We start from the raw sequence: 14,307 nt of genomic DNA on the forward strand, positions 1-14,307 counted from the left end.
TCTCTCACTTTTATAGTGAATGAGAGTGTTACAGTGGCTAGACACCAGATAAAATAATTATTTAAGGTAGGTGTATTATGAGAAGAATCGATTTATTATCTGAGAACACTGCCAATAAAATTGCAGCAGGAGAGGTTGTTGAAAGAGCTAGTTCAGTAGTTAAGGAACTAGTGGAAAATAGTCTTGATGCTAATAGTAAAAACATAACCATAGAAATAGAAGATAGTGGTAATAAACTTATAAGAATTACAGATGACGGAAATGGTATTCATCCGGAAGACATAGAAAAAGCTTTTCTGCCTCATGGTACTAGTAAGATAAGTTCATTAGAAGATATTTATGATATTCAATCCTTTGGATTTCGAGGAGAAGCTCTTCCTAGTATAGCTGCTGTTTCAAAAGTTAGACTAAAGTCAAGAATGCAGGATTTTGATTATGGTAGAGAGATATATATTGAAGGTGGAAAGGTCATCTATGAAAAGGATATAGGATGTAATTTAGGAACAGAAATTGAAGTAAGAGATTTATTTTTCAACACTCCAGCAAGACAAAAATTCTTAAAGTCACCTCAAAGAGAAAAATCCATAATAAATGATTTGGTATTAAAACTAGCTCTAGGAAATTACAAAACTTCAATAACATTAATTAACGATGGAAAGCAAACTCTTAGAACATTCAATGAAGATGAACTCGATAAGACTCTTAGAATATTATATGGAAAAGATGTATATGAAAATGTAATACCGATAGAAAATCATAGTGATATTTTATCTGTATATGGATTCATTGGCAAAGAAAGCATTAGTAGAGGTAGTAGAAATAGGCAAAGTATATTTGTGAATAAAAGACTTATTAAAAGCTCTCTGATAACCGCAGCAGTAGAGAATGCATTTAAATCATTTATAATGGTAAATAAATTCCCTTTCTTTGTTATATATATTGATATATTCCCAGAGTTTATAGATCCAAATGTGCATCCTACAAAGAACGAAGTTAAATTTTTAGAGGAAAGAGTTCTATTTAAGACTATATTTGATGGAGTTCATAATGCATTAAAAGAAAGCTTAAAAAAGAGTTTTATTATACCAGAAGAAATAGAAGATATTTCTACAGTCCATGAGAATAAATCATATAAAAACTATGATTCTTCAGAAGTAACTCAAATGGGATATTTAAATGAGAACAATTATATAAATAAAGATAATAATTCAAAATGTAATAATGATTTTATTTTTAATAGAGATCCAAATTATACTGAGAGTTCTTCTTCATATATAAGAGAAATTTCCATAGAAAATGAAGTTGAGCCTAAGGATTCCAATAGTTACTCTAGTAAGGAAATATTAAATTTACCTAAATTTCCTCAAATTAAACTTATAGGACAGTGTTTTAATAGTTATGTAATTGGTGAGTATTTAGATGAACTATATTTGATTGATCAGCATGCAGCTCATGAAAAAATATTATTTGAAAAGTATAGAAAGAATATAGGTAATCTTAATGTTGTAAGTCAGATTTTAGCTGTGCCCGCAATTATTCCATTAACCTTTGATGAATATGCTATTTATAAGGATAATGAGGATATATTTATAAAGGCTGGATTTGCAGTTGAAAGTTTTGGAGAAAATGACGTATTGGTAAGGGAAGTTCCTTTATTTTTAGGTAAACCTCATATAAATAATTTATTCCATGATATGATAGATAATATAAAATCTATGGGTAGTGGTTTAGCTATAGATGTAAAATATGATAAAATAGCATCCATTGCTTGCAAAGCAGCTGTAAAAGCTAATGATAAGTTATCCGATTTAGAGATTTTATCACTCCTTGAAGAGTTAAGATATATAGATGAGCCATTTACTTGTCCTCATGGTAGACCTACTATAATTAAATACTCATTAAAGGAAATAGAGAAAAGTTTCAAAAGAATTTAGTATAAAGGGGTTAAAGCTATGAAAGATTTATTTATATTAGCAGGACCTACAGGCATTGGTAAAACAAAGATTTCAATTGGCATTGCCAAAGAGCTTAATGGTGAGATAATATCTGCTGATTCAATGCAAATATATAAAAAGATGGATATTGGGTCTGCTAAAATATCATCAGAGGATATGGATGGTGTTAAGCATCATCTAATAGACTTTTTAGATCCTAGTGAAAGCTTTAGTGTAGCTGAATTTAGTAACTTAGCAAAGAAAAGCATTGAAGAAATAAGTAATGCAAATCATCTTCCAATGTTAGTAGGTGGAACTGGCCTTTATATTAATTCTCTTATTTATAATTATAGCTTTGCAGAAACCGATAAAGATGAAAATTACCGCAAAGAATTAGAGGAGTTGGCTTTAAAAAAAGGTGTAGATTATGTTCATAATATGCTAAAAGATGTTGATGAGATAAGCTATAAGAAGCTATACCCTAATGATCTTAAAAGAGTGATTAGAGCTTTAGAGGTATATAAGGTAACAGGAGTTCCTATATCTGATGCGGCGAAAAATGATGAGATTTTTAATATACCATATAATGTTTATTACTATGTATTAAATATGAATAGGGAAAAGCTTTATGAGAGAATTAATCATCGTGTTGACTTGATGATAGAATCTGGGCTTTTAGAAGAAGTGGAAGAATTAGAAAAAGAAGGCTATACTACAGAAATGCAATCTATGAAGGGGATAGGTTATAAAGAATTATTACAATATCTTCATGGTGAGGTTTCTAAAGAAAAAGCTATAGAAAACATAAAACAGTTTAGTAGGAATTATGCTAAGCGTCAACTTACATGGTTTAGAAAAGACCCAAGAGTTAAGTGGATAGATAAAGATAATTTCTCTAATGATGATGAAGTTGCAAAGTTTATTATTAATGACTTTAAAGAGAAAAAGTATAAAGGCTAAAGGAATTTTAAATATTATATAAAGCATTATAATAGCTATGAATGTTAAGGATTTATTTGCTTAATATTCATAGCTATGTTAGTATTAGAATGTCATTTTATGTTTAAGGAGCGATTTTTATGATAGAAAAAACTAAAGAGTTTTTAATAAATAATTTTAAAATAAATGAAGAGGTTTTTAAGGTATCTGAGCAAGCATTAAAGGATATTCAAGAGCAATTTTCAATTATGGACGATATTCGTGAATATAATCAACTAAAAGTATTAAATGCGCTACAGGATGAGAGAGTTAGTGATATGCATTTTACTAATTCTAGTGGATATGGATACGGAGATGTTGGTAGAGATACTTTAGATAAAGTTTTTGCTAGGGTGTTTAATACGGAAGCTGCATTAGTACGTCCACACTTTGTAAATGGAACTCATGCTATTGGATGTGCTTTATTTGGAAACTTACGTCCAGGTAATACAATGCTTAGCGTATGTGGTTCTCCTTATGATACATTACATAATATTATAGGAATAACTAAGGATGTGAATATAGGATCTTTAAAGGAATATGGGGTAAACTATAAACAACTAGAATTAACTGATGCAGGTAAAGTTAATGTTGAAGAGATGCAAAAGCTTTTAAAAGAAGATACAAGTATAAAAATGGTACATATTCAAAGATCTACAGGCTATGGATGGAGAAATGCATTGCTAGTAGATGAAATAGGTGAAATAATAAAAGCAGCGAAAGAAATTAAGCCAGAGGTAGTTTGTTTTGTTGATAACTGCTATGGTGAGTTCATAGATACTATTGAGCCAACAGATGTTGGAGCTGATCTTATAGCGGGATCACTAATTAAAAACATTGGTGGAGGAATTGCCCCAACAGGAGGGTATATAGCGGGAAAAGAAGCTTTTGTAACTCAAGCTGCCTATAGATTAACCATTCCAGGAATCGGTGGAGAGTGTGGTTCTACCTTTGGTGTAATGAGAAGTTTATATCAAGGATTATTCTTAGCTCCTCATGTAGCTATAGAAGCTGTGAAGACAGCTATATTTTGCTCAAGAGTAATGGAACTTTTAGGTTTTGATGTATTACCTAAGTATGATACTAAGAGAAGCGATATTATACAAGCTATTAAATTCAATGATAAGGATAAATTAATTCAATTTTGTAAGGGAATTCAAGCAGGGTCTCCAATAGATTCCTTTGTAGAGTGTGAGCCTTGGGCTATGCCTGGTTATGAGGATGAAGTAATTATGGCTGCAGGTGCATTTATACAGGGTTCATCCATAGAGCTTTCTGCTGATGCTCCAATAAGAGAACCTTATATAGCTTATCTTCAAGGTGGATTGACTTTTGATCATGGTAAGGTCGGAGTTTTGATGGCTTTATCTAGGATATTATCTTAATTATATGTTTAATTATGCAAAAAAATTAAGAAGCTATTATAGCTTCTTAATATTTTCTATAGATTCCTGAAAGTTTACCTAAGATTTTGCAGTTATCTACAATTATTGGCTCCATAGTAGAGTTTTCTGGTTGTAGTCTAACATGACCATTTTCTTTAAAAAATCTTTTTATAGTAGCTTCATTTTCTATTAAAGCCACTATAATGTCGCCGTTAGCTGCAACGGAAGTTTTTTCTATTATAGCTAAATCATTATCATGTATTCCAGCTTCTATCATACTATCACCTTGAACTTTTAGTATGAATAATTCATTAGTACTATTTACAAAATCAAGGGGAATAGTTAGATAATCTTCTATACTCTCTTGAGCAAGTATAGGAATACCAGCTGTAACTTTACCTATAATAGGAATATCAACCATCTCTTTTTTATTGTGATTTTCCTGTAATAATTCTATTGCTCTTGGTTTAGTTGGGTCACGTCTTATTAAACCTTTTTTCTCAAGTCTAGTAAGATGTCCATGAACTGTAGATGTTGAACTTAAGTTTACAGCTTCACAAATTTCTCTAACTGAAGGTGGATAGCCTTTAGCATTAACTTGATTTTTAATAAACTCATAAATTTCTAATTGTTTACTACTTTTAATGTCAATCATGAAAACACCTCTCAATCTAGATAATTATACCATAAAGAATGAAGAATATCAAACCTTTGTTCTCGTTAAGGAAAATTATTCTAGAAACTTTAAATAAAAAACAGGAGATGAAAGAATGGAAAATTTTTTAGAATTTAATATAAATACAGAAATAATTAATGCTTTAGACGCATTGAAGATAATTAGACCAACTAAAATACAAGAACTATCAATTTCTAAGATAGCAGAAAATAAAGATGTAATAATGCAAAGTGAAACAGGTAGTGGCAAAACCTTGGCTTATCTACTACCATTAATTCAAAGAATTAATTATGACAAAAGAGAAAATCAATTTATAGTATTAGTTCCTACCCATGAATTAGCTGTTCAAGTGAATGAAGTTTTAAATACTCTAGCAGATAAATCAACCTTGAATATTAGATCTACAGTTATTATGGGAGACGTAAATATAAAGAGACAAGTTGAAAAATTAAAGGATAAACCTCAATTTGTAATAGGTTCCCCTGGAAGAATTTTGGAGCTCATAAAAATGAAAAAGATAAGTGCTCATACAGTTAAAACCGTAGTCATTGATGAATGTGATAAGCTTCTTGATAAAAATAATTTAGCTGTGGTTAATGATGTTATAAGAACTACACTTAGAGATAGACAATTGGTTATGACTTCTGCTACTTTAACAGAGGAGGCTTTAAATATAGGAAAAAGTTTAATGAAGTCTCCTGAAATAGTAAAGTGTAATAATGATTCAACTATAAATACTAATATAAATAATCTATATATAGTTTGTGATAAAAGAGATAAGGTACTTATTCTTAGAAAATTAATGGCAAGCATAAAACCTAAAAAAGCTATCGCTTTTATTAATAAAACTGATGAAATAGAGATATTAGCTTCAAAATTGAAATATCATGGATTAAAAGTAGATGGTATACATGGTAGTTTTGTTAAAAATCAGCGACAAAAAACCATGCTAGATTTTAAGTCTCAACGTATAAATTTATTGATATCTTCTGATTTATCAGCAAGAGGACTTGATATAGATGATGTTACTCATATATTCAATGTAGACTTACCAGAAGATATAAACACCTATGTTCATAGGAGTGGTAGAACGGCTCGTGGAGATAAAAGTGGCACAGTTATATCTATAGTTTCTCCAAATGAGATATCTCAGTTAAAAAATTATAGCAAAAAACTAAACTTTAAACTTACTGAAAAGACATTATCACATGGAAATATAGAGGATGTAGCTACTGTAGTAAAAGGCTATAAAAAAAGTAATACCTCCTCAGTAAAAAGCTCTAAACCAGCTCAGAAATCACTTTCATCTAGAAAGAATAGTGATAAAAAGATTAAAAGAGATAAAAGGTAGAGCATAAAGTTAATATAAGGTATATTTGATGCATATAATTTAATAAAGTTCTATCTAGGAGGATTTATGTCTAGACATTTTACAAACGCAATTTACTTAAGTAATGAAGTGGAGAATATTATACGATCTTCTGATTTTTTAGGAAAAGGTAATAATGGGGTTGTATATAGAATTGATACTCATAAAATCATAAAAATATTTAATGATGAAGAAGTATGTAAAACTGAGTATGAAATTCTTAAAGCATCCATGCATTGTGCTCCATTTCCTAAGGTTTTTGACTATGGAGACTATTTTATTATAAGAGAGTTTGTAGATGGTGTAAGATTAGATAAATATCTAAATCATAACCCTCTAAATCAAAAATTAGTAATAAGTCTAGTAGATTTAATAAATAATTTTAAAGAACTTGGATATAAGAAATTAGATATACGCTGCAAGGATCTTTATGTTCAAGAGGACTTTTCTATTAAAGTTATAGACCCAAAGGATAATTTCGATAGGTATATGCCTTTTCCAAGGCACCTGATGAAAGGAATATTAAAGAGGAATAGTATAGGTGAATTTTTTTATTATCTACAAAAAATAGATAACAGCTTATATGAATCTTGGAGGAGTCAATTTAAAGAATATCTAAAAAAACTTGCGAATAAAGATAAGGAGCTCTAAGAGTAAAATTCTTAGAGCTATTGTATTTTAATAGCTAATTTTAATTAAAAATTAACCAATTATAGGTTTTATTTTTAAACATACAATGATAAACTTAATTAGTAGAAATATATAAGTATAAAAGGAGATAATTTACATGAGAAAAAGGATAATAGGAACTTTACTTATTATAGCCATAACTTCCATGGCATTAATTGGATGTAGTGCTTCTAAGAAAGATGATACTAACCCTCAAGGTAATAGTAATAATAAAGAAATATATCTTTCGAAAGAAACGGAAAAAAAGACAGATGATAAAAATCCAGTTGCTACAATAGAAATGGATGATGGTAAAATTATCAAGCTAGAACTTTATCCTGAAATAGCTCCAAATACCGTTAGAAATTTTATTAGTCTTGCAAATAGCAAATTTTATGATGGATTAATTTTTCATAGAGTAATGTCAGATTTTATGATTCAAGGTGGAGATCCTGAAGGCACTGGAATGGGAGGACCTGACTATTCTATATATGGCGAGTTTACAAATAATGGATTTGAAAATACGCTTTTACATACTAAAGGAGTAATATCAATGGCCAGATCAAGTAATAATAAGAACTCTGCTGGTTCTCAGTTTTTTATTATGCGTGAAGATTCCCCTCATTTAGATGGAGATTATGCAGCCTTTGGTAAGGTTATAGAGGGTATGGATGTGGTAGATTCTATAGCACAAGTGGAAACTGACAGTAAAGATAAACCGAAGAAGGATGTAAAAATTAAATCCATTTCAGTAGATACTTTTGGTGTAAGCTATAATGAACCTGTCAAATACATAAAATAATTTTAAAAAATAATTTAAAGCAAATCCAGTTATATATAGCTAGATTTGCTTTTTTATATAAGTTCTAATAAATAAAAATAGTCAATATTTATTACTACAACCTGGTAATCGTAGAAACATTCTTCAATTCTAATTTGAGTTTTATTTTTAGATTTAGATTGAGAAAAAATTCCGAAAAGTGAAAAATTTCTATAGATAAAAGGCTATGAAAACGTTATAATGTTTATGAAATAGTAAATTAAAAAAGATATAGTAGAAAGGGAGAGAAGGATTTAATGAAATTAGGGGATTACTTATGGGGAGGATTATTGCTATTATGGGCTGCAGTTTTAATTATGCCAGCCACTAGAGAGGTATTTATGTCTATAACTGAAGCTTATCCTTATATCAGTGGCTTTCTTAAGTTCTTTATTTTAGCTACCATGGGAGATATGCTAGGAACTAGAGTTTTAAATGGTCAGTGGCAAAAAAATAAAGGGCTAGTTTTTAAGGCAGCTATATGGGGAGTCATTGGAATGATGATAACTTTAGCATTTACATTATATTCAGAGGGGGTATTAGCTGCACAGAGTATAGGTAGACTACCTTTTAAAGGTTCGAAGTTAGGACATGCATTTTTAACAAGTGCAATAATGAACATCACCTTTGCACCATTCATGTTTTTATTCCATAAATTCAGTGATGTATATATTGATGCTAAATGCAAAGGTGTGAAAAAAGTAACTATAAATCACTTAATTATGGAAGTAGATTTTAATACTCTTATAGGATTTAGTATGTTGAAAACAATACCATTTTTCTGGATACCATGTCATACTATTGTATTTTTAATGCCACCACAGTATAGAGTAATAGCATCAGCTTTCCTATCAATAGCATTAGGTCTTATGATGGCTATAGCTAAAAAGTCACAAGGATCTACATTAAAGCAGCAAGAGGTATTAGAACAATAAATGCTAGTATATGACTATAAGGAGGATTTCAATGGCAACTTGGATAGCTCATCTTAGAATTGCAGAAAATATATTAAAGAATATGGATAGTTTGGATTCTACAGCCTTTATTCTGGGTAATGTGGGGCCAGACTCAGGAGTTCCTAATGATGATTGGAGTAGTTTTAATCCGCCAAAAACAATTACCCATTGGCTTGATAAAGAAAATAACATAGATGCAGAGAAATTTTTTTATAAGTATATAAAGAATAATTCAATGAGGAGTGAACAGTTTAATAAAGCAGTTATAAAATCAATGGATTATTCAAAATACGCTTATTTACTAGGATATTATGTACATTTACTTACAGATATAGAATGGTCTAAGCTTTTTAGTGAAAAAAAGAAAAATGCTTTGTATAATAAGAAATTGAATGAAGATGCAAGCTTTATTTGGACAATAAAAAAAGATTGGTATGGATTAGACTTTTTATACTTAGAGAAGAATCCCAATTTTATTTTCCATACTGTTTTTAAACACATAAACCAGGTACCTGATTATTTAGAGTATTTTCCTGATGGAGCTTTAATGAAACAAGTCACCTATATAAATGAATATTATTTAGGTGAAAATGAAGAAACTAAAGAGAATTTCATATATCTTAATGAAGAAGAAATGAATAATTTTATAGAAAAAACTTATAGGGATATACTTATTCAGTTAGAAAAAAAGCTAAAATGTAATTAAAGTGATATGTTATAAAAGTATATGCAAAATAAAGATTACCCTAGAAAATAGATGATTAAAAATCTGTTTTTTAGGGAACTTTTATGTATGACAAAGTGAAGCATTTGATAGTTTTTATCATAGAATATAAGTTCTAATAAATAAAATTTATTAACGTTTCTTGGTGCAATTTAGGATTTTAAATAAATTTAATGCATAAGAGTTATTAAGACTTATAAGTCATTTAAGTCATTATTTATGAATGATAAGTTAATTATAAAATTTCAATAAGAAAATTTATTGCGTACAATATTAAAATGCCTTATAATAAAAATATATTTTGATAATCAAAATATTTGAAAATCAAAGCAAAGTATATTGAACTTGAAAGGTAGTGTTTTTATGAATATAAAAGGCTTAAAAATAGGAAATATAGTAGTGCCTATGCCTATAATCCAAGGTGGAATGGGGATAGGAGTTTCTAGATCAAAACTTGCATCTGCAGTAACTAATGCAGGGGGAATTGGAGTTATATCAGCAGCTCAAGTAGGATATGATGAAGATGATTTTGAAAGCAATAATTTAGTAGCAAATATTAGAGCATTAAAAAAGCAAATTTCATTAGCTAAGGAATCAACTAGAGGAGGAGTTATTGGTGTTAATATAATGGTTGCTATGAATAACTATAAAGAGCATGTTAAAGCTGCCATAGAAGGTGGAGCAGATCTTATAATTTCCGGAGCTGGGATACCAAAGGATTTACCTAAATTGATTGAAGGGTTTTCAGTAAAGATTGCACCTATAGTTTCTTCTTTAAAATCAGCCAAAGTAATTTTAAAGCTTTGGGATAGACATGATAAAGTTGCTCCTGATATGGTTATAATAGAAGGGCCTAGAGCAGGAGGACATTTAGGATTTAAAAAAGAAAATATAAATATTAGTGAAGAAGACTTTGATAAAGAAATAGTAGATATAATTAATGAAGCTAAGGTTTATGGGGAAAAATATAATAAGCATATTCCAGTAGTAGTGGCTGGAGGAATATTTGATGGAAAAGATATAGCTAAATACCTAGAGTTAGGTGCAGATGGAGTTCAAATGGCTACTAGATTTGTGGCAACAGCAGAATGTGATGCATCAGAAAGTTTTAAGGAGGCTTATGTTAATTCAAAAGAAGAAGATATAGTTATAGTTGATAGTCCTGTTGGATTACCAGGAAGAGCTCTATGTAATTCTTTTGTAGAGGAAACCTTTAAGGGGAAATTAAAGGTGGAAAAGTGCTATAGGTGCATATCTCATTGTAACCCAAAAGAAACTCCGTATTGCATTAGTGAAGCACTGATAAATGGTGTTAAGGGAAATATGGATAGGGCTTTAGTATTCTGTGGAGATAATGCTCATAGGATTAAAGAAATAGTTACAGTGAATGAATTAATGAAAGAATTAGAGGAAGAAATTTTAAAGGCATAGACTGAAATATAAAATCAATATACAGATTCAAATATTAAAGTTAGAATTAACAAAAAAAATTAAAAATCTTTAATTGAGGTTTTACTAAAGAGGAAAATATGTAATAATAAAATGTATGTTTATTATTAGGATGAGGTGTTAAGATGAAAATTGGATTTGATCATGAAAAATATCTTGAAGAACAATCAAAATATATTTTAGAGAGAGTTAATAATTATGATAAACTTTATCTAGAATTTGGAGGAAAGCTTTTATTTGATATGCATGCTAAAAGGGTTTTACCAGGATTTGATGAGAATGCTAAAATAAAGTTACTTCATAAACTTAGAGAAAAAGCAGAGATAATTATTTGTGTATATGCCGGTGATATTGAAAGAAATAAAATAAGAGGCGACTTTGGGATTACATATGATATGGATGTGCTAAGATTAATTGATGATCTTAGAGGATATGATTTAGAGGTAAATAGTGTAGTTATAACCAGATATAGCGGTCAACCAGCTACTAATATTTTTATAAATAAATTAGAGCGTAGAGGAATTAAAGTTTACAAGCATGAAGCTATTAAAGGATATCCTACAGAGGTTGATACCATTGTAAGTGATGAGGGATATGGGAAAAATCCATATATAGAGACAACTAAGCCTATAGTAGTAGTTACGGCACCAGGCCCAGGAAGTGGAAAGTTAGCTACTTGTCTTAATCAGCTATATCACGAAAATAAAAGGGGAAATGCCGTTGGATATTCTAAATTTGAAACCTTCCCTGTATGGAATGTACCTTTAAAACATCCTTTAAATATTGCCTATGAAGCAGCTACAGTAGATCTTAAAGATGTAAATATGATAGATTCCTTCCATTTTGATGCCTATAATGAGGTTGCTGTAAACTATAATAGAGATGTTGAGATGTTTCCAGTTATAAAGAGAATTATTGAGAAGATAACAGGAAAAGAATCTGTATATAAATCACCAACAGATATGGGAGTTAATAGAGTTGGATTTGGAATTACGGATGATGAAGTTGTTAAAGAAGCTTCTATACAAGAGATAATTAGAAGATACTTTAAAACCAGTGTTGAATATAAAAAAGGATATGTAGATGCAGAGGTGTTCCAAAGAATTAAAATAATTATGGAGAGCTTAAATCTTAAACCTGAAGATAGAAAAGTAGTTATTCCTGCTAGAGAATATTCTAGTAAGCTTAAGCTTGATGCAGATAAAAATGACGCTTGTCCTGTAGTGGCACTAGAACTTGAGAATGGGACTATTTTAACAGGAAGAAGTTCAGAGCTTATGGATGCATCTTCAGCAGCTATTCTAAACGCAGTTAAGCACTTAGCTAATATATCTGATGATATTCATTTAATATCACCAGTAGTACTAGAGCCTATTAAGAGTTTAAAAACCAATGCACTAGGAAGCAATAATACTTCTTTAAATTCAGAAGAAATATTAATTGCCCTTAGTATTTGTGCAGCTACAAATCCAATGGCCCAAGTAGCTTTAGAAAAGCTTACAAAGCTTAAAGGCTGTCAAGCTCATTCTACTACTATTCTTAGTACTGGGGACGAACAAATATTTAGAAAGTTAGGAATCGATGTTACTTGCGATCCAGAGTATCCTTCACAAAATTTATTTTATAATATGTAATTAATCTATTAAATTGGTATAATTTAATATCTGAAATAAAACAGTGTATATGATAATTAATTTTAAGATCATATACACTGTTTTATTTCGAGAAAAATATATTTCGATATCCTAAATTTTGTATAGAAATTTATAGTATATATGGTATATAATATATATTGTGGTAAAATAATAAATTTTTATGATAATTTAGGAGGAGACATGATTAAAAATAGAAGAAATTTTATTTTAAATGGGAATTTATATAAGGTAATAGGGGTATTGGCATTTCCTATTATGATAAACAATTTAATTCAGACGTTATATAATTTAGTAGATGGATTATGGGTAAGTAAAATTGGATCTGTAGAATTTGCAGCTACAGGATTTGTTTGGCCAGTAAATTTTTTGTTTATATCTATAGGAACAGGCTTATCCATTGCAGGTACATCTATTATTTCTCAATTTATAGGAGCGGATAAATATGAGGAAGCTAACAAATATGCAAGTCAACTCATAGTGTTATCCTTTTTATCGGCTATTGTCTTTACAATAGTAGGGTATCTATTATCTCCTTCTATTGTAAGGTTAATGGGTGGAACAGGGGAACTAGCGAGAAACAGTGTAATATATTTAAAGATTACTTTCTTAGACATGCCGTTTATGTTCTTATTTTTTAACTTTAATTCTATAATGAATGCAGAAGGAAATACGGTACTGCCAACTATACTTAGTGCAATTAGTGCAGTGCTTAATATGGTTTTAGATCCATTATTTATATTTACATTTAATATGGGAATTGCAGGAGCTGCCATAGCAACTTTATTGGCAAAGGCAGTATTAGCTATAGCTGGAATTTATGTGTTAATGAGAAAATCATCTAAAGTAAAACCTTCCTTTAAAAAGTTTAGATTTGATGGAGATATAATTAAAAAGGTAGTATCCGTGGCGCTACCATCATCTATTGGTCAATCTGGTTCTGCTTTAGGATTTATGGTTCTAAATGGCTTTATAGTATCCTATGGGACAGCTACCCTAGCAGCCTTTGCTATGGTAAATAGAATTACTTCTCTTGTGAGTCAACCGGCCATGGGGATTGGAGCAGCCCTTACATCTATTGTAGGGCAAAATTTAGGATGTAACCAACTTGAAAGGACCAAGGAGGCTTTTTCGAAGGCCATAAAACTTACTATTGGTTTCTCAGCTTTAGGTTTGATTGTTTTATTAGTATTTGATAAAGAAATTATAAACTTCTTTATGCAATCAAAGGATGACATGATGGTAATTTCAGAGGGAATAACATATCTTCAATATATAGCATGGTCTATGCCACTTATGGGAATATTTAGCGTACTGCAGGGAATATTTCAAGGTTCAGGTCATACTAGATATTCCATGGAGATGGAAGTGGGAAGACTTTGGTTTGTAAGACTTCCAATGATACTTATATTTAAAAACTTTACTAATGTAGGATCAGTAGGTATATGGTTTTCTATGAGTTTTAGTAATCTTATAATATGTATCTTTGGATATATAATGTATCGCAGGGGTGTATGGGAGAAAAATATTATTCATAGCAAGGAATGTATAGAAATTAAAGAAGCAAATTAAAAGAAATCTATGTCATAAAATCAGAAATAATTGTAAAATATACACATGAGACAAATACTGATCTCATGTGTATTTAATTTAAATATATATTATACTTTTACTATAATATAAGGAATAATAAAT

Annotated in this window: 12 protein-coding genes; 11 read left to right on the forward strand and 1 reads right to left on the reverse strand. The window is 29.8% G+C overall.

The genetic code is table 11. From position 1 onward, the window contains the following. The first annotated feature begins 77 nt into the window (after positions 1-77). The 3 genes from mutL (at position 78) to B3W71_RS07710 (ending at position 4,297) form a co-directional block, all read left to right on the forward strand. Positions 78-1,934: a DNA mismatch repair endonuclease MutL gene (gene mutL, locus B3W71_RS07700; protein ID WP_346888356.1), complete on the forward strand. Its 1,857-nt coding sequence runs from the start codon at positions 78-80 to the stop codon at positions 1,932-1,934. An 18-nt stretch (positions 1,935-1,952) separates the two neighbouring features. Next, a complete protein-coding gene (gene miaA, locus B3W71_RS07705) occupies positions 1,953-2,894 on the forward strand; it encodes a tRNA (adenosine(37)-N6)-dimethylallyltransferase MiaA (protein WP_346888357.1) in 942 nt (313 codons plus the stop codon). Between the two features lie 119 nt (positions 2,895-3,013). Then, positions 3,014-4,297: a methionine gamma-lyase family protein gene (locus B3W71_RS07710; RefSeq protein WP_346888358.1), complete on the forward strand. Its 1,284-nt coding sequence runs from the start codon at positions 3,014-3,016 to the stop codon at positions 4,295-4,297. A gap of 46 nt (positions 4,298-4,343) precedes the next feature. On the opposite strand, the gene lexA is transcribed toward B3W71_RS07710, so the two are convergent. Further along, a complete protein-coding gene (gene lexA, locus B3W71_RS07715) occupies positions 4,344-4,952 on the reverse strand; it encodes a transcriptional repressor LexA (protein ID WP_346888359.1) in 609 nt (202 codons plus the stop codon). A gap of 115 nt (positions 4,953-5,067) precedes the next feature. Here lexA and B3W71_RS07720 point away from each other — a divergent pair, with 115 nt between their 5' ends. The 8 genes from B3W71_RS07720 (at position 5,068) to B3W71_RS07755 (ending at position 14,184) form a co-directional block, all read left to right on the forward strand. Continuing rightward, positions 5,068-6,324 (forward strand): DEAD/DEAH box helicase, encoded by a 1,257-nt coding sequence (locus tag B3W71_RS07720; RefSeq protein ID WP_346888360.1) that lies wholly within the window; start codon positions 5,068-5,070, stop codon positions 6,322-6,324. A 66-nt stretch (positions 6,325-6,390) separates the two neighbouring features. Beyond that, positions 6,391-6,993, forward strand: a complete 603-nt coding sequence (locus B3W71_RS07725) for a protein kinase (protein ID WP_346888361.1) — start codon at positions 6,391-6,393, stop codon at positions 6,991-6,993. A 136-nt stretch (positions 6,994-7,129) separates the two neighbouring features. Beyond that, complete coding sequence (locus tag B3W71_RS07730) at positions 7,130-7,813, forward strand: peptidylprolyl isomerase (RefSeq protein WP_346888362.1); 684 nt, start codon at positions 7,130-7,132, stop codon at positions 7,811-7,813. A 275-nt stretch (positions 7,814-8,088) separates the two neighbouring features. Beyond that, positions 8,089-8,766, forward strand: coding sequence for a hypothetical protein (locus B3W71_RS07735; protein ID WP_346888363.1), 678 nt, complete (start codon positions 8,089-8,091; stop codon positions 8,764-8,766). Between the two features lie 31 nt (positions 8,767-8,797). Beyond that, a complete protein-coding gene (locus tag B3W71_RS07740) occupies positions 8,798-9,493 on the forward strand; it encodes a zinc dependent phospholipase C family protein (RefSeq protein ID WP_346888364.1) in 696 nt (231 codons plus the stop codon). A gap of 381 nt (positions 9,494-9,874) precedes the next feature. Beyond that, complete coding sequence (locus B3W71_RS07745) at positions 9,875-10,942, forward strand: nitronate monooxygenase (RefSeq protein ID WP_346888365.1); 1,068 nt, start codon at positions 9,875-9,877, stop codon at positions 10,940-10,942. 143 nt (positions 10,943-11,085) lie between these two features. Continuing rightward, positions 11,086-12,594, forward strand: coding sequence for a DUF1846 domain-containing protein (locus B3W71_RS07750; RefSeq protein WP_346888366.1), 1,509 nt, complete (start codon positions 11,086-11,088; stop codon positions 12,592-12,594). 201 nt (positions 12,595-12,795) lie between these two features. Continuing rightward, entirely contained in the window at positions 12,796-14,184 is a 1,389-nt protein-coding gene (locus tag B3W71_RS07755) for an MATE family efflux transporter (RefSeq protein WP_346888367.1), read from the forward strand. The last annotated feature ends 123 nt before the right edge of the window (positions 14,185-14,307 follow it).

Source organism: Clostridium sp. UBA1056, from assembly GCA_002316385.1.
Lineage (GTDB): Bacteria > Bacillota > Clostridia > Clostridiales > Clostridiaceae > Clostridium_J.

What these genes read in the sequence shown, in the direction of transcription:
- B3W71_RS07720 (WP_346888360.1), top strand. Translation starts at nt 5,068, where the DNA reads ATGGAAAATTTTTTAGAATTTAATATAAATACAGAAATAATTAATGCT.
- B3W71_RS07725 (WP_346888361.1), top strand. Translation starts at nt 6,391, where the DNA reads ATGTCTAGACATTTTACAAACGCAATTTACTTAAGTAATGAAGTGGAG.
- B3W71_RS07730 (WP_346888362.1), top strand. Translation starts at nt 7,130, where the DNA reads ATGAGAAAAAGGATAATAGGAACTTTACTTATTATAGCCATAACTTCC.
- B3W71_RS07750 (WP_346888366.1), top strand. Translation starts at nt 11,086, where the DNA reads ATGAAAATTGGATTTGATCATGAAAAATATCTTGAAGAACAATCAAAA.
- B3W71_RS07740 (WP_346888364.1), top strand. Translation starts at nt 8,798, where the DNA reads ATGGCAACTTGGATAGCTCATCTTAGAATTGCAGAAAATATATTAAAG.
- B3W71_RS07745 (WP_346888365.1), top strand. Translation starts at nt 9,875, where the DNA reads ATGAATATAAAAGGCTTAAAAATAGGAAATATAGTAGTGCCTATGCCT.
- B3W71_RS07735 (WP_346888363.1), top strand. Translation starts at nt 8,089, where the DNA reads ATGAAATTAGGGGATTACTTATGGGGAGGATTATTGCTATTATGGGCT.
- B3W71_RS07755 (WP_346888367.1), top strand. Translation starts at nt 12,796, where the DNA reads ATGATTAAAAATAGAAGAAATTTTATTTTAAATGGGAATTTATATAAG.
- mutL (WP_346888356.1), top strand. Translation starts at nt 78, where the DNA reads ATGAGAAGAATCGATTTATTATCTGAGAACACTGCCAATAAAATTGCA.
- miaA (WP_346888357.1), top strand. Translation starts at nt 1,953, where the DNA reads ATGAAAGATTTATTTATATTAGCAGGACCTACAGGCATTGGTAAAACA.
- B3W71_RS07710 (WP_346888358.1), top strand. Translation starts at nt 3,014, where the DNA reads ATGATAGAAAAAACTAAAGAGTTTTTAATAAATAATTTTAAAATAAAT.
- lexA (WP_346888359.1), bottom strand. Translation starts at nt 4,952, where the DNA reads ATGATTGACATTAAAAGTAGTAAACAATTAGAAATTTATGAGTTTATT.